This window comes from Janthinobacterium sp. GW822-FHT07H11 (genome assembly GCF_058798615.1).
The window spans coordinates 830,244-848,323 of record NZ_CM179507.1 but is presented as its reverse complement, the minus strand read 5'-3'; the positions used below and the strand labels follow the sequence as shown (position 1 = coordinate 848,323).

The window sequence follows — 18,080 nt, the reverse complement described above, 5'->3', positions numbered from 1 at the left end:
TGGAGCAGGTCCGGGATAGGCCGCAGGCCGTCACCCGGCACCACGCCGGCGCCAAATGTTGTCGGATTACGCAATAAAAAAAAGGGCAGCCCATGCAGGCTGCCCTTTTTGCTTGCGCGCGGCTAAAACAATTACTTCAGCACGACGGGCGCGCCCGCCTGCTCGCTGGCCATGCTGGACAAGGCGGCAAACAGTTCCGAGCCGTCGCGCGTGTTGATCCACTCGTCGCCCACGCGCTTGTAGTGGAAACCGCCGGAACGGGCGGCCACCCACATTTCGCGCATGGGAGCCTGGCTGTTGACGATGATTTTCGTGCCGTTATCGATAAACTCGATTTCCAGCACATTGCCGCTGCGGCTGCATTCGACGTCGAGCACGTCTTCATCGTTCAGCCGGTCCAGCGCCGCCTCGATGTCCGTCAGGGTGGCTTCGGCCAGGGCCAGGAATTCCGATTCGCTCATGCTACACTCCAAAGATCTTAATCAAACCGTGATTCTAATCGTGAAGTCATCCCCAGCGTTTTATATCGGCATTGCCATTGTGGTTTCCAGCGTCCTGGCCGGTTGCGGCCAGCCCGGCCCCCTGTACCTGCCCAAGCCGCCGGCGGCCAAGGGCGAGCCGGCAAAAGGCCCCGTCGAACCGGCGCCCGTGCCGCCGCCGCCCGTCATCGTGCCGGTGACCTAAACGGAACGTGCCGGGGTGGCGGCATGCGCCGCCCTGGCGCTTTTGACGCGCTTGTTCCAGGCGACATACAGGCGAAATGCCAGCAGTAGTGCGACGATGGCGCCGAACAGTATCGGTTGCGCGAAATTGTGCTTGCCCGCCTTCATCCACCAGAAGTGCAGGATGCCGAGCGGCGCGATGATGTAGATCAACCGGTGCAGCCACTGCCAGCGCTTGCCGCCCAGCCGCTTGACCATGCCGTTCGTGCTCGTCGCGGCCAGCGGAATCAGCAACACAAAGGCAATAAAACCGACCGTGATGAACGGCCGCTTGAGCACATCCTGCCACATTTCCTGCACATCGAAAAAATGATCGAACCATAAAAACGTGGTGAAGTGCGACGCCGCGTAGAAAAATGCAAACAGGCCCAGCATGCGCCGCAGCTTGACCAGCCAATTCCACTGCGTAAGGCGCCGCAAGGGCGTGACCGCCAGGCTGATACAGATAAAATACAGGGTCCAGTCGCCCGTGCCGCGCGTGATGAATTCCAGCGGCTCCACCAGTTGCCCCGTATAGGTCAGCCAGACCATGCGCGCAAAGGGAAGCAGCGCCAGCAGGAAGAGCAGGCTTTTCAGCAGCGACAGCTGTCTGCTCGTGGGGTTGATGGCCATGGTTTTTCCTTAAAAGAACTTCTTCAGGTCCATGCCCGCATACAGCGAAGCGACATCGTTGTAGCCATTGAACATCAGGGTCTTGCGCTTGCGCGTCAGAAAACCGTCTTCGCCGATGCGCCGCTCGGACGCCTGCGACCAGCGCGGATGATCGACGTTCGGGTTCACGTTCGAGTAAAAACCGTATTCGGACGGCGCCGACAGGTTCCAGGATGTGCGCGGCTGTTCCTTGACGAAACGGATCTTGACGATGGACTTGGCGGATTTGAAACCATATTTCCACGGCAAGACCATGCGCACGGGTGCGCCATTTTGGTTCGGCAAGGTTTCCCCATACATGCCCAGGGTCAGCAGCGCCAGCGGGTGGTTCGCTTCGTCGATGCGCAAGCCTTCCGTATAAGGCCATTGCAGCACGCGGCTGCCCACGCCCGGCATCTGCTTCTTGTCGGCCAGGGTGATGAATTCCACATACTTGGCGTTGCCCGTCGGCTCGACCTTCTTGATGATTTCCGAGAAGGAATAACCAATCCACGGGATGACCATCGACCAGCCTTCCACGCAGCGCAGCCGGTAGACGCGCTCTTCCAGCGGCGCCAGCTTCAGCAGCGCGTCAAGGTCCAGCGTCATCGGCTTTTTCACTTCGCCTTCGATGCTGACCGTCCACGGCCGCGTGCGCAGGGTGCCCGCGTTTTGCGCAGGGTCGCTCTTGTCCGTGCCGAATTCGTAGAAATTGTTGTAGCTGGTGGCGTCTTTATAGGCCGTCTGCTTTTCCAGCGCCGAATAGGCAGGATTGAGCTTGGCAGCCAGCTTGGGATTGCTGCCTTGCGCGAACGCTTCGCGGCTGGCCATTTCCAGCAAGGCCGCGCTGGACATGGAGCCCAGCGCCACTTGCTTGATGAAGCTGCGGCGCGATTCAAAGACGGCGCGCGGCGTGATTTCGGAAGAATACGGCAAGTCGATGCCGTTGGGACTGCGCTTGATCAACATGGCGGCTCCGGGAAAAGGTGATGATGGGTACCTTACACCAGTTTTCCCGGACCGTTCATGACGCTTCTGTCATGCAGATCAACCGTTACAGCTTGCCGTAAGAGTGCAAACCTGAAAGAAACATATTCACGCCCAGGAAGGCAAACGTGGTCACCAGCAAGCCCACCAGCGCCCACCACGAGGCGACGCGGCCGCGCAAGCCCGTCATCAATCGCATGTGCAGCCAGGCCGCGTAGTTGAGCCAGACGATCAGCGCCCAGGTTTCCTTCGGGTCCCACGACCAGTAGCCGCCCCACGCCTCGGCCGCCCACAGGGCGCCCAGAATGGTCGCTACCGTGAAGAAGGCGAAGCCGACGGAAATGGCCTTGTACATCACGTCATCGAGCACGTCCAGCGACGGCAGGCGGTCGACCAGGTAGCCGCTCGACTTGAGCAGGTAAGCGGCCGCCACCATGGCCGACAGCGCGAACGTGCCGTAGCCGATGAAGTTGGCGGGCACGTGGATCTTCATCCACCAGCTTTGCAGGGCCGGCACCAGCGGCTGGATGTCGGCCGCGTCGCGCGTGACCGTGTACCACATCAGGAAGACGACGGCCGCCGAAATGACCAGCATGACGAAGGCGCCCAGCTGGCGCGTCGCGTAGTGCTGCTCGTAGTACAGGTAGAACATGGCCGTGATCAAGGAAAACAGGATGAACACTTCATACAGGTTCGACACGGGAATGTGGCCCACGTCGGCGCCGATCAGGTAAGACTCGTACCAGCGCACCAGCATGCCCGTCAGGCCCAGCACGACGCCGGCCCAGCACAGCAGCGAGCCGACGGAGGAGCCGAATTCCGAGCGGGCCACCAGGCCGATCCAGTAGAACAGCGTGGACAGCACGAACAGGGTGCCCATCCACAGGATGGCGGACTGGCTCGACAAGATATATTTCAGGAAGAATTTCTGGTTCGCCATGTCGAGGTGGCCGGCGTACAGCTCGATGGCGAACAGCGACAGCACGGCTGCCACGGGGATCAGCCAGCGCACGGGCTTCCAGTACCAGCCCAGCCACGCGAACGTGGGCGCGGCCGCCAGCAGGATGACCTTTTCATAGATATCCATGAAGGCGCCAAAACGCATGAGACCAAACAGGGAGGCGGCCAGCAAGCCGGCGCCATACACCCAGTCAATCAGGCTCAGGCGCTTGAAAAAGCCCGGTTCCTGCGCATAAATTTGTTTATTTGCCAATTCCATCATTTTCTCCATTCCCGGCCACGCTGCAGCGTTCCAGACACAGCGCAGCTTACGCCGATTGCGGCAGTTTTGCCTTCAAGTTCTCAAATTCTTTTTCAAAATCCAGGGTCTTGCGCTGCGTACTCATGGCCATCAGGGCGTCGCTGCCGCCTTCGCCATCCTTGATCCACACCCACAGGCGGCGCTCGCGGATATAAAACATGGAAAACACGCCGATCACGAGGAACAGGCAACCGAGGTAGACCACGCTCTTGCCGGGCGAACGCGTCACCTGCAGCACGGACGCCTTGATTTCCGTAAAGTCGTCGAGTTGCAGGTACACGGGCGCGCCATAGAAGAAGCTGTCGGACAGCGCATTCGTGGCCAGTTGCAGGAAGCGGCCGTGCTTGTCATCGGCCTCGATGGCTTTCAAGCCATCCTTGCTGCGCGCCGCCTGCCACAGATCCCACAGGCTGCCGTTGAGGATTTTCATGAAGATATCGGCTGCCTTTTCCTGTTCGGCCATCGGAACTTTCTCCAGGAAACGCGAGATGGCGAGGAAACCGCCCTCCTGTCCATTGCCGGCAAAGATGCCCAGGCTTTTCGCCGCCGATTCCTGCAGCTGGCCGCGCAAGGCTTCCGCGCCCGCCTGCGGCATGGCGCGCGCCGCATAGCGGGCGGCGGCCTGCTGGCGCAGCTCCGGATCTTGCAGTGCGGCACGCAAACGCATCCATTCCGTCACGCTGTAATTGTCATCGGCGGGAATGCGCAGGAAACTGAACGGGTCGCTGGGGTTCACGCGCATGCCGGCCAGAAACACCGTCGCGCCATCGACCGTGACGGGCTGCATGTAATTCTGGTACTCGCGCGCCTGGCCCGTCTTGTCGCGCAATTTGTATTGCACCGAGGGCCCCACATTCTTCAAGTCCTTGTTATGCGCATTCTTGCCCGCCGAACCCAGGCGCTTGTCCAGGCCCACGGCAAATTTCTCGTTAAAACTTTCCGCCTTGCTGACGGCGCGCACATCCTGGCCGGCGCTGAGGTTTTCCACGTTAAACGGGCGGAAAGCCGACCATTCCACCGTATAGGAATTGCCATCGCTGCGCTCGAGCGGCGTGCTGCCGCCCACTTCGCCGCCGATGTCGAAGCGTTTCGTCGTCTTGCCCGTCATCGGATAGCCCGTCAACTTGAGCTTGCTGCCGCCATCTTCAAAGCTGGACTGGTACAGGGCCAGGCCCTTGTAGAGCAGCGGCTGGTTAACCTTGATGGTGGCGGGGAAAGTCTCGCCCGTGGCATGGTCGGTGATCACCACGTCGCTGGCGAACAGCTTGGGCATGCCCGTGCTGTAGAAATCGATATGGAATTTCTTCAGCAAAATCGTGATCGGCAAATCCTGGATCAGCACGCCATCGGCCTGGGGAATGATGGCCGTGTTGCTCGACGAGCCTTCCGGGATCATGGTATTGCCGCGGAAAGTAGGGTTCGACAGGCTCAAACGGTGCTGGGCGGGAATGTCGGCGATCACGCCGCTGCCGGCAAACGGCGTCTTGCCAAAGAACCATTGTTGTACGCGTATCGGCATTTCCGAGTCGAGCAAGCCGCCCACGCAGATGATGACGATGGCGCCGTGGGCAAAGATATAGCCCCATTTATTGGCAGCGCCCCGCTTGGCGGCCACCAGGGTGGCATTATCCTTCTCGACCACCTTGGCCGCATAGCCGGCGTCTTTCAGGCGCATCACCATCTGCTGGGCCAGCACGGCACGCGGCAGCGGCGCCTGCCATTCCATCTTGTGATGAAAATTGCGCAACGATTGCTCGCGCACATTGTCGCGCCAGCTGCGCATGTCCTTGAGCATTTTCGGTGCATTGCGCACGATGCACAGCGAAGTCGAAGCGACGAGGAAACCCATGATGACCAGGAACCACCAGGCCGAATACACGGAATACAGGCTCAGCTTGTCGAAGACGGCAAACCAGAACGGACCGAACTGGTTAACATAGTTGGGCATGGGCTCGTTCTGCTTGAGCACGGTGCCGATAATGGACGCCACGGCGATCAGCGTCAGCAAGCTGATGGCAAAGCGCATCGACGAGACCAGCTCGACGAATTCGGCCAGGCTGCGGCGCTGGGTTTTTAACTCGATTCCGGTCGTGCCTGTGCTCATACGTGGATACTCATACGGGATATGCAATCTTCAAGAAAATGTAGGCATGGAGCAGAGTGTTTCTCCGCGCAAGGCGGCAGCATACTCCTGTTTGCCCCCTGCCATGAAAAAGGGCAGCCTGTGGAGACGGCCGCCCTGGTTCACGCGCGCTGATGCGCCTGGCAATCTCTTGCCACTATGAAAACTTACTTCAGGCCGGCGATATAATCGGCTACGGCGGCGATTTCATCGTCCGACATGCGGGCGGCGATGGTGTGCATTTGCGCGCTGTTCTTGCGGGCGTCGGCCTTGGTGCTGCGGAACATGGTCAGCTGGGCCACCGTGTAATCCTGGTGCTGGCCGGCGATGCGCGGATACTGGACGGGAATGCCATTGCCCGTCGCGCCATGACAGCTGGCGCAGGCGGCAACTTGCTTGGAAGCAATACCACCACGGTAGATTTTCTTGCCCAGGTCAATCGTGTCCTTGTTTTTCGCGGCGCCCGGCTTGGACAGCTGCGCGCCCAGGTAGGCGGCGATATTCTTCTTGTCGGCGTCGCTGAGCATCTTCGCGTACGTCGTCATGACGGGCTGGTTGCGCTCCGGCGTGGTGAAATCGACCAGTTGCTTGTAGATATAGCTTTCGTGCTGGCCAGCCAGCTTCGGATTGACCGTGATGGTCGAATTGCCGGCCGCGCCATGGCAGGACACGCAGGCGGGCAAGCCGCGCGCCGCATCGCCGTCCGCGTACAGGGTGGCGCCCTTGGCGGCATCGGCCTTGACGGCAGGTGCCGGTGCTTCGACCGCGGACGCAGTGGCCGATACAGCCAGCAAAGCGAGCAGCATGGATTTGATAAACGGTGAAAACGCACGATTCATTCAGGCACCCTGAGACAGTGAGAAATTAGTGGTGGACATTGCCGCGCCCCGTGGATTTTTGCTTTATTTTCAGGGCCGCAAGCCGCATCGCTGCTACGCCGGCAACAATAAACAACCCCTTATTGTACAATAGCTTCTTGGCGTTATCGCTCCCTTATCGCTCCCTTTTGTTGCTTTACTACTCCCATGTCAAAACTCTGGCAAGCCCGCTTCTTTACGACCGTCAACCAATTGCGTGACCTGCCCGATACCACGGTGCCGGAAATCGCCTTTGCCGGCCGCTCCAATGCCGGTAAATCGACCGCCATCAACATCTTGTGTAATCAGAAAGGCTTGGCGTTCGCCTCCAAGACACCTGGCCGTACCCAGCATATCAACTATTTCTCCATCGGCGGCGCGCACGTGGCGCAGCATCGCAAGGATGCCACCATCGTCGAAGAGATCGAATGCCTGCTGGTCGACTTGCCGGGCTATGGCTACGCGGAAGTATCGGGCTCGGCCAAGTTGCACTGGCAGCGCCTGCTGGGCGACTACGTGCAGCGCCGGGAACAATTGGCCGGCTTGATCCTGATCATGGATTCGCGCCGTCCCTTCACCGACCTGGACATTCAAATGCTGGAATGGTTCGCCCCCACGGGTAAACCGATTCACTGCATCCTGACCAAGGTCGATAAGCTGAACCGCAATGAATCGGTCAACGCGCTGCGCCAGGCGAAAGCCAAGCTCGACAGCTATGTGGATGAAGACGGCGTCGGTTTCCCGTTCACCGTGCAGCTGTTCTCGGCCTTGAAACGAGTCGGCATCGACGAAGCCAACGACAAGATCATGGAACTGGCCGGCATCAGCGAAGACGGCGCGGCCCAGATGGTCGAGCTGATCGAGATGGAAGACGATGTCGAACCGGAAGCAGGAACCGACAAACCGGCTTGATCGAGATCAACGCTGCGTAAAAAAAAAGGCTGCCCGTTCACACGGTGCAGCCTTTTTTGATGGCCGTGCGCACCTAGCGCCGTCCCGGCCCTGGCCGCTTCTCGGAAAAGAATTCCTGGCGCAGGAAGGCAGTCAGCTCGGCCGTATCCTCGACGCGGGCGCTGAGGTTGACGTTGCGCCCCAGGCGTCGCGATTCCCAGACGAAATCGCCGGGTTTTTCGGCACGGATCAGCTGGATCATCTTCTTGATGATGGCCGTTTCAATATCGGGCTCATTGCCCAGTTCTACTTTTTCCTGCTTCAGCCAATTGCGCTTGAAGTTGCCGTTCCAGCCCTTGAACTTGACTTCGGCGCTGAACGAGGTCTGATTGATGATGGAAAACACGCCGCCCGAATCCTCGCGGTCGCTGCCGGAATTACGGCCCTGGGCGCCGGCGATATTCGCCTTGGCCACGCGCATGGCGCGGTCGTTTTCGCTTTCCTCGGCCGGTGGCGCGGGGTTCTGCGCCTCGCGCTGCTTGCGGCGCTGCTCGATCATCGAACTCATGTCGTCGGCCGGTGGCGGCGGCAACGGCACTTTCGACACCAGCGGCGGCGTGAACGTTTCCAGTTTCGGCTTGTCGCGCGGCACGTCCTTCGTCACCACGCGCTTGCTCGGCGCCGGTGGCGGTTTCACTTTGGCAACCTTCGTATCCTTGGGCTTGGGCGTGGGTTTCGGTTGCGGCTTCGGCTGCGGCTTGTCCTTCAGCGGCGCAATATAGACCATCGCGCTTTCCTTCTTCGGCGGCGGAATCTTTTCTATCGTGTCGCTGCGAAACAGGACATACGCAGCCAGCAGCACGTGCAGCAGGACGGACACGCCGAGCGCCACCTTGCGCATGGTGCTGGTCCTGGACCCGTAGGCCGGTGGTGGCTGGATCACTTGCCCGCAAGTGGGACAAATGTCGGAATCGGCAGCCATCAAATGGGTCGTGTCATGCAAAATGAATCGTGCTTTCTGTGTAGCGAAGAAATAACATTACAGGGCAGCCATAGTGCCAGAGTCCCTTGCTTTTGGGAACACTTCCTCGGCCTTTCCATCCCGAAGCGTACAGGATAGCGGCATTCCTTGCAGCGCTACCAGAGTACCCGAGCCGTCCCTTGACGGTTGTTACCGTATGTATCATGGCCCATACAAAACCGGCGCCGCATTCACGCTGGAACGGGGCGCCAGTCATGGGCATGCAAGGCGTCAGGCCTTGCTGTCGAGTATTAACAGTTGCTCGTCCGTCAGCGGCCCCGTGCCGCTGTACTTGTCCAGGAACAAATAGATGACAGGAGTGATGAACAGGGTAATGACTTGCGAAAACAGCAATCCTCCCACGACTGCCAGGCCCAGCGGCTGGCGCAGCTCGGCGCCCGCGCCCAGTCCCAGGGCGATCGGCAAGGCGCCCATCAGGGCCGCCGCCGACGTCATCATGATGGGCCGGAAACGCAGGATGCATGCCTGGCGGATGGCCTCGGCCGGACGCAGGCCTTCATTGCGCTGCGCATGCAGGGCAAAGTCGATCATCATGATGGCGTTCTTCTTGACGATACCGATCAGCATCAAAATACCGATGATGGCGATCATGGTCAGGTCCATGCCGAACAGGCGCAGAGTCAACAACGCCCCCACGGCCGCCGACGGCAGGCCGGCCAGGATGGTCAGCGGGTGGATATAGCTTTCGTACAGCACGCCGAGCAGCACATAGATCACGGCCAGCGCGGCGATGATGAGGATGATCTGGCTGGACTGCGAATCCTGGAACACGGCCGCATCGCCGCCGTAGCGCGTGATGATGGAGGCCGGCAAGCTCATTTCCTTGCCCATCACGTCGATCTTGCCCGTGGCCACGCCCAGCGGCACGTCGGGCGCCAGGTTGAAGGCGATGGTGACGGCTTGCAGCTGCCCCTGGTGATTGACGGAGGTGGGACCGATCGTGCGCTCCACGCGGGCAATGCTTGACAACTTCACCAGCTCGCCCGACTTGCTGCGCACGGAGACGCGCGTGAGCGCATCGTCGTACTGGCGGTCTGGCGTGGCCGCTTCCAGGATCACGTAATAGCTGGCTGCCGAGGAATAGATGGTCGACACTTGCCGCTCGCCAAACGCGCTGTACAGGGCCGTGCGGATGTCGGACATCTGCACGCCCAGCAGATTGGCCTTGTCGCGGTCGATCTTCAGCGACGCCTGCAAGCCCTTGATCTGCGAATCGCTGGTGACATCGCGGAAAGCCGGGTCGGCACGCATGCTGGCAATAAATTTTTCCGCCCAGTCGTTCAAGGCGTCGGGGCTCACGCTTTGCAAGGTGTACTGGTAGCGGCTCTTGCTCTGGCGCCCGCCCAGCTGCAAGTTCTGCACGGGACGGAAATACACGGCCATGCCGGGCACGGCGCTGGTGGCGCGGCGCAGGTTTTCCAGCACCACCGGCATTTTCGGCCGTTCGCTGCGCGGCTTCAGCACCATGAACATGCGGCCCGTATTGCCGCCGCCGACGAAAGACGTGACGTCCTGGACGCTGGGGTCCGCCTTGAGCACGGCCGCCACGCGCGCTTGCAAGTCCTGCAAGGCCGCCGAGGAAATATCCTCCGACGCTTCCGTATTGACCTGGATCTGGCCCAGGTCTTCCTCGGGGAAGAAACCCTTCGGAATGGTGGCATACAGCAGCACCGTCAGCGCGAAGGTGCACACGGCGATGAACAGCACCACGTTGCGGTGCGCCAGGGCCTTGTCGAGCAGATGCACGTAGCCGTTGCGCAATTTCGTGAAACCGGCCTCGAAATGGCGGCCGATAAAGGTTTTTTCGCCATGCGTGGGATCGCTGTCATTGTGTTCGCGTGTATCGGCGGGCAGGAAACGGCTGGCCAGCATCGGCACCAGGGTCAGCGACACGATGGCCGAGACGAGGATGGACAGCGAAACGACGACGGCAAACTCGTGGAACAGCAAGCCGATCACGCCCGGCATGAAGAAGATGGGGATGAACACGGCCACCAGCGAGACGGAAATCGAGATGATGGTGAAACCCATCTCCTTGGCGCCCACCAGGGCCGCCTGGATCGGCTTCTTGCCCATCTCGATATGCCGCACGATGTTTTCCAGCACCACGATGGCATCGTCCACCACCAGGCCCACGGCCAGGGTAATGCCCAGCAGCGAGACATTGTCGAGGCTGTAGCCGAGCCAGTACAGCAGGGCCAGCGCGCCGAGCAGCGAGATCGGCATGGTGACGGCCGGAATGAAGGTGGCCGCCGCGCGGTGCAGGAACAGGAAGATCACCAGCACCACCAGGATCACCGTGAGGGCCAGGGTCAGGTTGACGTCGTGGATCGCTTCGCGGATCGAGACGGAACGGTCATTGACCAGGCTGATCTGGATGGAAGCGGGCAATTGCGCCTTAAAACCAGGCAAGAGTTTGCGCACGGCATCGACCACCTGCACCGTGTTGGCGTCCGGTTGCCGCTGCACCAGCAAGGTGATCGAGCGCTCGCCGTTGAAACTGCCGGCCGTCTTGGTCGACTGGAAACTGTCTTCCACCTCGGCCACGTCCTTCAGGCGCACGGGCTGGCCATTGCGCGTGGCAACGATAAGTTCGGCAAAGTCTGCCGCCTTCATCATTTGCGGATTGCCCTGGATGGTCAGGGTCTGGCTGGGGCCATCGAGGATGCCCAATGGCGAATTCGTGTTCGAGGCGCGCAGCGCGGCGGCCAGCTCGTCCATCGTCAGGTTGCGCGCGTTCATCAGGTCGGAACGGGCGCGCACGCGCACGGCAAAGCGCTTCTGGCCGTTAACGCTGACCTGGGCCACGCCAGGCAGGGTCGACAGGCTCGGGGCGATCAGGTTTTCCGCATAATCATTGAGATCCGACAAGTTCAACGATGGCGACGTCATCTGGATGAACAGTACCGGTGCATCGGCCGGGTTGACCTTGCGGTAGGACGGCAAGTCCGTCATTTCCGTCGGCAACTGGCGCTGCGCGCGCAGCAGCGCCGCCTGCACGTCGACGGCCGCCTCGTTGACATTGATGCTGGCGTCAAACTCCAGGGTCAGCGAGGTATTGCCCAGGGTACTCGTGGAGGTGATCAGGCTCAGGCCGGCGATGGTGGAAAACTGCTTTTCCAGTGGCAAGGCAACGGAGGAAGCCATCGTATCGGGGCTGGCGCCGGCCAGGTCGGCGCTGACGTTGATGACGGGCGTGTTGTAACTCGGCAAGGCCGCCACCGGGATGTGGCCATATGCCAGCACGCCGGCCAGGATGATGGAGAGCGACAGCAGCACCACCATGACGGGGCGGCGGATACTCAGTTCGGACAAGTTCATGCTGGCTTGCCCTGTGCGGCCGCGGCGCCATCGGTACCGCCGCGTTTTTCCGCCAGGCGCACCTTGCCGCCCGGACGCAGGTTTTGCTTGCCATCGACGATGACCTGTTCATCGCCTTGCAAGCCCGTCACGACGGCATGCGGGCCGAACGCATACACGCGGGCAATCTTGCGCACCTTGGCCGTGTTATCGGGCTCCATCGAGTACACGAAGATGCCCGTGGTATTGGTGATGATGGCGTTTTGCGGGATCACCAGCGCATCCTTGAGCGTGCGCACGGTCAGCTGCGTATTCACGTACTGGCCGGGCCACAGGTCGGTGCCGCCATTATTGAAACGGGCCTTGACCTTGATCACGCCGGTGGCGGGGTCGACGGCATTGTCAATAAAGCTGAGCTTGCCTTCGAGCTGCTTGCCACCCGCATCCGACAGCAGCGCCGTGACCGGCACCTCGCCCGCCTTCTGCGCCGCCAGCAAGCCAGACAGACTGCTTTCCGGCAAGGTAAACGACACGTCGATGGGGTCGAGCTGGGTGATGCTCGTCAGCGAAGTGGCCGGCTGCACCAGGCTGCCCGGGTAGACGCCGATGGCGCCCACCCTGCCGCCCATCGGTGCGCGCAACACGGTGTAGCTGGACTCCACCTGGGCCGCGCGCAGGGCGGCCTGGTCGGCCGCCAGCAGGGCGCGTGCCGCGTCGAGCTGGCTTTGCAGGGTGTCGACGGCGCCCTGGGCGATGAAATTCTTGCTCAGCAAATCCTTGCTGCGCTTGAGCTGGCGTTCGAAGTCTTCCACCGAGGCACGGTCGCGCAATACCTGCGCCTGCGCCTTGTCGACGTTCGCATGTTCGCTGCGCGCGTCGAGTGTAAACATCAGCTCGCCCTGCCTGACGAACTGGCCTTCGCGGATATGCACCTTGGTGATGGTGCTGGTCGTCTGCGGATGCAGGTCGACGTTGCTGATCGGCATCACGCTGCCATTGGCTTGCAACACCATCGGCACGTCCCGCCGGACGGGCGCGACCACGCTGACCGTGGTGGGTGCCTGTGCCCCACCCTTGCCGCCCTTGCCGGCGGCCGCTCCAGCGGACTGATGATTGAAATACCAGATGCCGCCACCGATACACAGGGCCGCACCCACCACGATTGCCAGGCTAGTTTTTTTCATTTTCTGTCACGCTGTTGCAGCGCCGGGCTGCAGGTTGAATGTAATTGCCAGGGAGCTAGCAGCGCAATATTGTCGCACGGAAATGCTCATTTTCCCGCGTAATATTCGGGCACGATGAGGGTCACTTCCAGGCCGCCATCCACGTGATTGGCCAGCAAAACCGTGGCGCCGTGCTGCTCGGCGATGTTGCGGGCAATGGTCAGGCCCAGGCCCGTACCGCCCGATTCGCGCGAGCGCGACGTTTCTATCCGGTAAAACGGTTCGAAGACCTTGGCCAGCTGGTCCGGTGCAATACCGGGCCCGCCATCGCGGATGCGGATGCGCGCCGCGCCCGCGATGCGCTCGACGGTCACCTGTGCATACTGGCCATATTTGACGGCATTGTCGATCAGGTTCACCAGGCAGCGCCGCATGGCGATGGGCCGCCCCATCAGCGCCATGCCCGCATGGCCGCTCAGGGTCACCTTCTGGCCGGCATCGGCCGCGTCGGAGCACACGCTGTCGAGCAGGGAATCGAGATCGAGCGCCTGCATGGCTTCCGTGCTGTCCATCGAGCGGGCCAGGTCCAGTCCTTCCTTGACCATGCTCTGCATGGCTGACAAGTCGCCCACCAGCCTGTCGTACAGCTCCGTATCGGCCACCTTTTCCAGGCGCAGGCGCAGGCGCGTGAGCGGCGTCTGCAAATCGTGCGTGATGGCCGCCAGCATTTGCGTGCGCTGGAAAATATGCTGGCGGATGCGCGCCTGCATGGCATTGAAGGCGGCGCTGGCCTGGCGGATCTCGCTGGCGCCCGACAGGGCCAGCGGCGGATGGTTGATATCGTTGCCCAGGTCTTTCGCCGCCTGCGCCAGCTGCTTGAGCGGGCGCATGGTCATGCGCGTGACCAGGTAGGCGAGGATGGCAATGCTGATCAGGAAAGGCAACAGGGTGACCCAGTCGCTATGCTCGCCGAACGGCGGCTGCTGGCGCGGCGGCAAGACCATCAGCCGCAGCACGTGGCCATCCTGCATGCGCACGTCGAGATTTTCACAGGTGCCGCCCCAGGTCTTGGGGCCGAACAGGGTGGCCGGCTTGCGCGGCTTGACGCAGGCGGCCGGGCGCTCGGCCACGGCCGTCACCTTGAAGCCCTCGCCCAGCTTGGCCTGCAGCGCGCTGGAAAATTCCGTCGGCACACCGGGCGTGTGCTCGGCCTCGGGGCGCAGCTCCAGACGCACGCTGCCCTTGTTGGCCACCTTCAGGTAGGCGGCGCGCGATGCCAGCGGCACCACATCGGCCGCCATCACCAGCTGCTCCGCCCGTTCCACGGCATGGTAATCGCGGTATTGCTCGATGGCGCGCTGGCGCTCGCCCACGGCCAGCCACTGCGTCAGGGCGGCCGAGGCCACCACGCCGATCAGCAGGAACATGAAGACGCGGCCCGTCATCGAGCCAAAGAAGGCCCTCACGCGTGTGGCTCCACGTTGACCTGGCCGGCCAGCACATAGCCGCCATTGCGCACGGTCTTGATGATTTGCGGCAAACGGGCATCTTCACCGAGCTTTTGCCGCAGGCGGCTGATCTGGATATCGATCGAGCGGTCGAACGGGTCGGCGTCGCGGCCCTGCGTCAGGTTCAGCAGCTGGTCGCGGTTGAGCACGCGGTTCGGGTGTTCCAGGAAGACGCGCAGCAAACGGAATTCCGCGCCCGACAACATGATCACCAGGCCGCTGGGATTGAGCAGGTGGCGCGCCGTCAAGTCCAGCGTCCAGCCGGAAAAGCGGATCTGCTGTGCCTTGTCCGATGGCACGTTCGACGGCATGGCATGGCTGCGGCGCAGCACGCTGCGTATGCGCGCCAGCAATTCCCGCGGCTCGAACGGTTTCGGCAGATAATCATCGGCGCCCATTTCCAGGCCCAGGATGCGGTCCAGCGGCTCATTGCGCGCCGTCAACATGATCACCGGCACCGTCGATTGCGCGCGCAGCTTGCGGCACAGGGTCAGGCCGTCGTCGCCGGGCAGGTTCAAATCGAGCACGATCAGGTCGGGCCGCGTTTCATCGAGTATTTTCCACATGCCGGTACCGTCGGCCGCGCCGAGCGTGCGATAGGCGTTCGTTTCCAGGTAATCCGCCAGCAGGCTGCGGATGTCGCGGTCGTCGTCGACGATGAGAATTGTAGAAGTGGGTTCCATGAGACGAATTATCCCCACTTCGCCCCCCCTTGCACAGCGCATTTGTATCGTCTTGTATATAGGAGACCCGGCGAAACATATAGATACAAACTGTCGGACAGCGGACACTTCGGGGAAACATGCGGCGTCCAACATGATGCCATGTGCAGCGACATGTACATCTCTCATTACTTATAAAGGAATCAAGATGAACGCCTCCCTTACAACCTTGCGCAAGAATCTGATCATCGCCATGAGCGTACTCGGCATGGGTGCGGCATCGCTGACCGCCCACGCCCAGGAAGCGGCCGCCAGCGCGCCCGCCGCCAGCACCAAAATGCACCATGAAGGCCAGCGCGGCCAGCACCACGGTGGCAATCGCGCCGAACGCATGGCCAAATACCAGGCCCGTCTGCACGACAAGCTGAAACTGACAGCCGCGCAGGAACCGGCCTGGGCCACTTTCACGGCCGCCAGCGCGCCGAAAAAACCGATGGGCGACTGGAAGGCCAAGCGCGAAGCGATGGCCAGGCTGTCGGCGCCGGAACGCATGGAGCAATGGATCGCCATGTCGAAGGAACGCATCGCGGATCAGGAAAGCCGCCTGGCTGCACTGAAAACCTTCTACGCCGTGCTGACGCCGGAGCAAAAGAAGGTGTTTGATGACAGCGTGCCTGGCGGCAAGCACGGCGGCCACCGTGGTGGTCACCATGGCATGCAAGAGCATCCCAAAGCTGGGTAGGTCGGATTAGCGGCAACGCCGCGTAATCCGACAACATCGTTGATGTATGTGGTGGCGTCGGGTTACGCCCTGGCGGGCTAACCCGACCTACCCCGACCTGCCCGACCTGCCCGCCCTACTCCTCTAGCTTGCGCAAGGAAGTCAGGAAGGTGGCAGCGTTCTGGAAACCGATCACGCGCGACTGGGCGATTTCCTGCCCCTGCGGGTTGAACATGATGATGCCCGGCGGGCCGAACAGCTGAAAACGCTTCAGCATGGCCTTGTCGTCCGCATCATTGGCCGTCACGTCCACCTGCAGCAGCACGGCTTGCCCCATCTTCTCGCGCACGGCGGGATCGACGAAGGTCAGCTTTTCCATCTCGATGCACGACACGCACCAGTCGGCATAAAAGTCCAGCAAGGCCGGCTTGCCACCCAACTGCGCCAGCGCCGCATCGAGCTGCGCCACGGTCTTGACACGCGTAAAAGCTTGCGCGTGCACTTGGCCGCCACCGAGGTGCGCCAGCGGCGCCAGCGGGTCGCGGCCACCGCTGGCCACGCCCACCAGTTGCATCGCGCCCAGCACGGCAAACACGAGGCCAAAGGCCTTGGCGATCCAGGCGTGCTGCGCGCCGCTCTTGCCCACCAGCAAATACATGCCATAGCCGACAAACAGCACCGTCCAGCCCAGCATCTGCACGGCGCCCGGCAGCACGGGCGAGACAAGCCACCAGGCCACGCCCAGCTGCAGCACGCCAAAGAAGCGCTTGACGGCATCCATCCAGGCGCCGGCGCGCGGCAGCAAGGTGCCGGCCGATACACCGACCAGCAGCAGCGGCACGCTCATGCCCACCGCCATGGCAAACAGGGCGCTGCCGCCGATGACGACGTCGCGCGTCTGACTGATGTACAGCAAGGCGCCGGCCAGCGGCGCGGCCACGCAGGGCCCCACGATCAGGGCGGAAATGGCGCCCATGACGAATACGCCCGCCAGGCGGCCCGACGATTGCTGGTTCGACACGGACGTCAGCTTGCCTTGCAGGAAAGCCGGCACTTGCAGTTCATACAAGCCGAACATCGACAGCGCCAGGCCCGCCATCAGCAAGGCAAAGAAGCCCAGCACCCACGGGTTTTGCAATTGGGCCGCCAGGCCTTCGCCCGCCAGGCCGGCCGCCACGCCCAGCGCCGTATAGACGATGGCCATGCCCAGCGCGTAGGTCAGCGACAGCAGCAAGCCGCGCGAGCGGCTGACCTTGGCGCCATCGCCAATGATGATCGACGACAAAATCGGCACCATCGGCAGCACGCACGGCGTAAACGCCAGGCCCAGGCCCAGCAGCATGAACAGGGGCACGATGACGAGCAGCTTGCCGCCCTTCAGGGCCGCCTCGATCTTGCCCATCTCGCTTTGCGCGGGCGCGGCGCTTGCCGCCAAGGGGGCCGCAGCGACCGGCTCGGGCGTGCTGGTGATATCGGCCTGGGGAATGCTCAGCACGGACACGCCAGGCGAGGCCTGCGCCTGCGGACCGTTGACGGCCGCCGTGTCGACTGCCGGTGCTGCGGGCAAGGCGAATTTCGACGGCAGGCCCGCGCCGGGCGCCATGCTCTGCCCGCCGCCAGCGCCCACCAGCTTGGCTGTCGCATCCTGCGGCGCATAGCACAGGCCCTTGTCGGAACAGCCCTGTCCCGTCGCCTTCAGGGTGAACGCGCCGGCAGCCTCGACGGGAATGGTGATGGTCAAGGTCTTGCGGAAGGTTTCCACGTTCTTCTGGAAGGTGTCGTCGAACTTGACCTTGCCGGGTGGATACACCGGCGTGCCCAGTTTGGCGCCCACGGCCTCGAACTTGAAGCGCTCGTGGTACATATAGTAGCCATCGGCGATCACATAGGTGACGGCGATGGTGGACGGGTCCTGCATGCGGGCGGAAAACTTGAAGGCCAGTTCCGGATCGAGGAATTCATCGTCGGCACGGGCGTGACTGGCGCCAAAAACGGCCATGGCCAGCAGCAAACAGGTGGCAAGCCAGATCAGCAGTTGATGCAGGGGAGCGGCGCGCGCGGAGGCGCTGGAGGGGAAACGGGACATGAACTACCTTTTCGACCATTCGACGGAGGACGCGCGGAGCAGGCAGCGCATGTGCCGGGCCGGCGCGAAAGAAGAATAGTACACCGCAGCAAGGATAGCTGCAGCAGAAAACAAAAAAGCCAGGCTAG

Annotated in this window: 15 protein-coding genes; 3 read left to right on the top strand and 12 right to left on the bottom strand. The window is 61.9% G+C overall.

The features are described from left to right. Nucleotides 1-131: 131 nt before the first annotated feature. On the bottom strand, nucleotides 132-461 hold the full coding sequence (gene cyaY / locus AC3RCJ_RS03765; RefSeq protein WP_492956873.1) for an iron donor protein CyaY: 330 nt from the start codon (nucleotides 459-461) through the stop codon (nucleotides 132-134). A 40-nt stretch (nucleotides 462-501) separates the two neighbouring features. Here cyaY and lptM point away from each other — a divergent pair, with 40 nt between their 5' ends. Then, entirely contained in the window at nucleotides 502-684 is a 183-nt protein-coding gene (lptM, locus tag AC3RCJ_RS03760) for an LPS translocon maturation chaperone LptM (protein WP_492956874.1), read from the top strand. On the opposite strand, the gene msrQ is transcribed toward lptM, so the two are convergent. The 5 genes from msrQ to AC3RCJ_RS03735 form a co-directional block, all read right to left on the bottom strand. Beyond that, a complete protein-coding gene (msrQ, locus tag AC3RCJ_RS03755; RefSeq protein ID WP_492956875.1) occupies nucleotides 681-1,334 on the bottom strand; it encodes a protein-methionine-sulfoxide reductase heme-binding subunit MsrQ in 654 nt (217 codons plus the stop codon). The two genes, lptM and msrQ, sit on opposite strands and share 4 nt — an antisense overlap. 9 nt (nucleotides 1,335-1,343) lie before the next feature. Then, nucleotides 1,344-2,321, bottom strand: a complete 978-nt coding sequence (gene msrP, locus AC3RCJ_RS03750) for a protein-methionine-sulfoxide reductase catalytic subunit MsrP (RefSeq protein ID WP_492956876.1) — start codon at nucleotides 2,319-2,321, stop codon at nucleotides 1,344-1,346. An 85-nt stretch (nucleotides 2,322-2,406) separates the two neighbouring features. After that, nucleotides 2,407-3,558, bottom strand: coding sequence for a c-type cytochrome biogenesis protein CcsB (gene ccsB, locus AC3RCJ_RS03745; RefSeq protein ID WP_492956877.1), 1,152 nt, complete (start codon nucleotides 3,556-3,558; stop codon nucleotides 2,407-2,409). A 49-nt stretch (nucleotides 3,559-3,607) separates the two neighbouring features. Next, nucleotides 3,608-5,704 carry a cytochrome c biogenesis protein ResB gene (locus AC3RCJ_RS03740; RefSeq protein ID WP_492956878.1) on the bottom strand — a complete coding sequence of 699 codons (2,097 nt, stop codon included), beginning with the start codon at nucleotides 5,702-5,704 and terminating at the stop codon, nucleotides 3,608-3,610. Nucleotides 5,705-5,889: 185 nt separating this feature from the next. After that, a complete protein-coding gene (locus AC3RCJ_RS03735; protein WP_492956879.1) occupies nucleotides 5,890-6,561 on the bottom strand; it encodes a c-type cytochrome in 672 nt (223 codons plus the stop codon). A gap of 186 nt (nucleotides 6,562-6,747) precedes the next feature. Here AC3RCJ_RS03735 and yihA point away from each other — a divergent pair, with 186 nt between their 5' ends. Continuing rightward, nucleotides 6,748-7,491, top strand: coding sequence for a ribosome biogenesis GTP-binding protein YihA/YsxC (gene yihA, locus AC3RCJ_RS03730; protein ID WP_034753234.1), 744 nt, complete (start codon nucleotides 6,748-6,750; stop codon nucleotides 7,489-7,491). A 73-nt stretch (nucleotides 7,492-7,564) separates the two neighbouring features. On the opposite strand, the gene AC3RCJ_RS03725 is transcribed toward yihA, so the two are convergent. From AC3RCJ_RS03725 to AC3RCJ_RS03705, 5 genes are all read right to left on the bottom strand, one after another. After that, nucleotides 7,565-8,371 carry a hypothetical protein gene (locus AC3RCJ_RS03725; protein ID WP_492956880.1) on the bottom strand — a complete coding sequence of 269 codons (807 nt, stop codon included), beginning with the start codon at nucleotides 8,369-8,371 and terminating at the stop codon, nucleotides 7,565-7,567. Between the two features lie 351 nt (nucleotides 8,372-8,722). Continuing rightward, nucleotides 8,723-11,833 (bottom strand): efflux RND transporter permease subunit, encoded by a 3,111-nt coding sequence (locus AC3RCJ_RS03720; protein WP_492956881.1) that lies wholly within the window; start codon nucleotides 11,831-11,833, stop codon nucleotides 8,723-8,725. Then, nucleotides 11,830-12,996 carry an efflux RND transporter periplasmic adaptor subunit gene (locus AC3RCJ_RS03715; protein ID WP_492956882.1) on the bottom strand — a complete coding sequence of 389 codons (1,167 nt, stop codon included), beginning with the start codon at nucleotides 12,994-12,996 and terminating at the stop codon, nucleotides 11,830-11,832. The genes AC3RCJ_RS03720 and AC3RCJ_RS03715 overlap by 4 nt, the downstream gene beginning before the upstream one ends. A gap of 86 nt (nucleotides 12,997-13,082) precedes the next feature. Then, the gene (locus AC3RCJ_RS03710; RefSeq protein WP_492956883.1) at nucleotides 13,083-14,441 is read right to left on the bottom strand and encodes an ATP-binding protein; all 1,359 of its coding nucleotides are present in this window, start codon (nucleotides 14,439-14,441) and stop codon (nucleotides 13,083-13,085) included. Beyond that, entirely contained in the window at nucleotides 14,438-15,166 is a 729-nt protein-coding gene (locus AC3RCJ_RS03705; protein WP_492956884.1) for a response regulator, read from the bottom strand. The genes AC3RCJ_RS03710 and AC3RCJ_RS03705 overlap by 4 nt, the downstream gene beginning before the upstream one ends. A 187-nt stretch (nucleotides 15,167-15,353) precedes the next feature. On the opposite strand from AC3RCJ_RS03705, the gene AC3RCJ_RS03700 reads away from it, so the two are divergent. Further along, nucleotides 15,354-15,887 (top strand): Spy/CpxP family protein refolding chaperone, encoded by a 534-nt coding sequence (locus AC3RCJ_RS03700; protein WP_492956885.1) that lies wholly within the window; start codon nucleotides 15,354-15,356, stop codon nucleotides 15,885-15,887. A 115-nt stretch (nucleotides 15,888-16,002) separates the two neighbouring features. Here AC3RCJ_RS03700 and dsbD read toward each other — a convergent pair whose 3' ends face one another. Continuing rightward, complete coding sequence (gene dsbD / locus AC3RCJ_RS03695) at nucleotides 16,003-17,952, bottom strand: protein-disulfide reductase DsbD (RefSeq protein WP_492956886.1); 1,950 nt, start codon at nucleotides 17,950-17,952, stop codon at nucleotides 16,003-16,005. Between the last annotated feature and the right edge of the window lie 128 nt (nucleotides 17,953-18,080).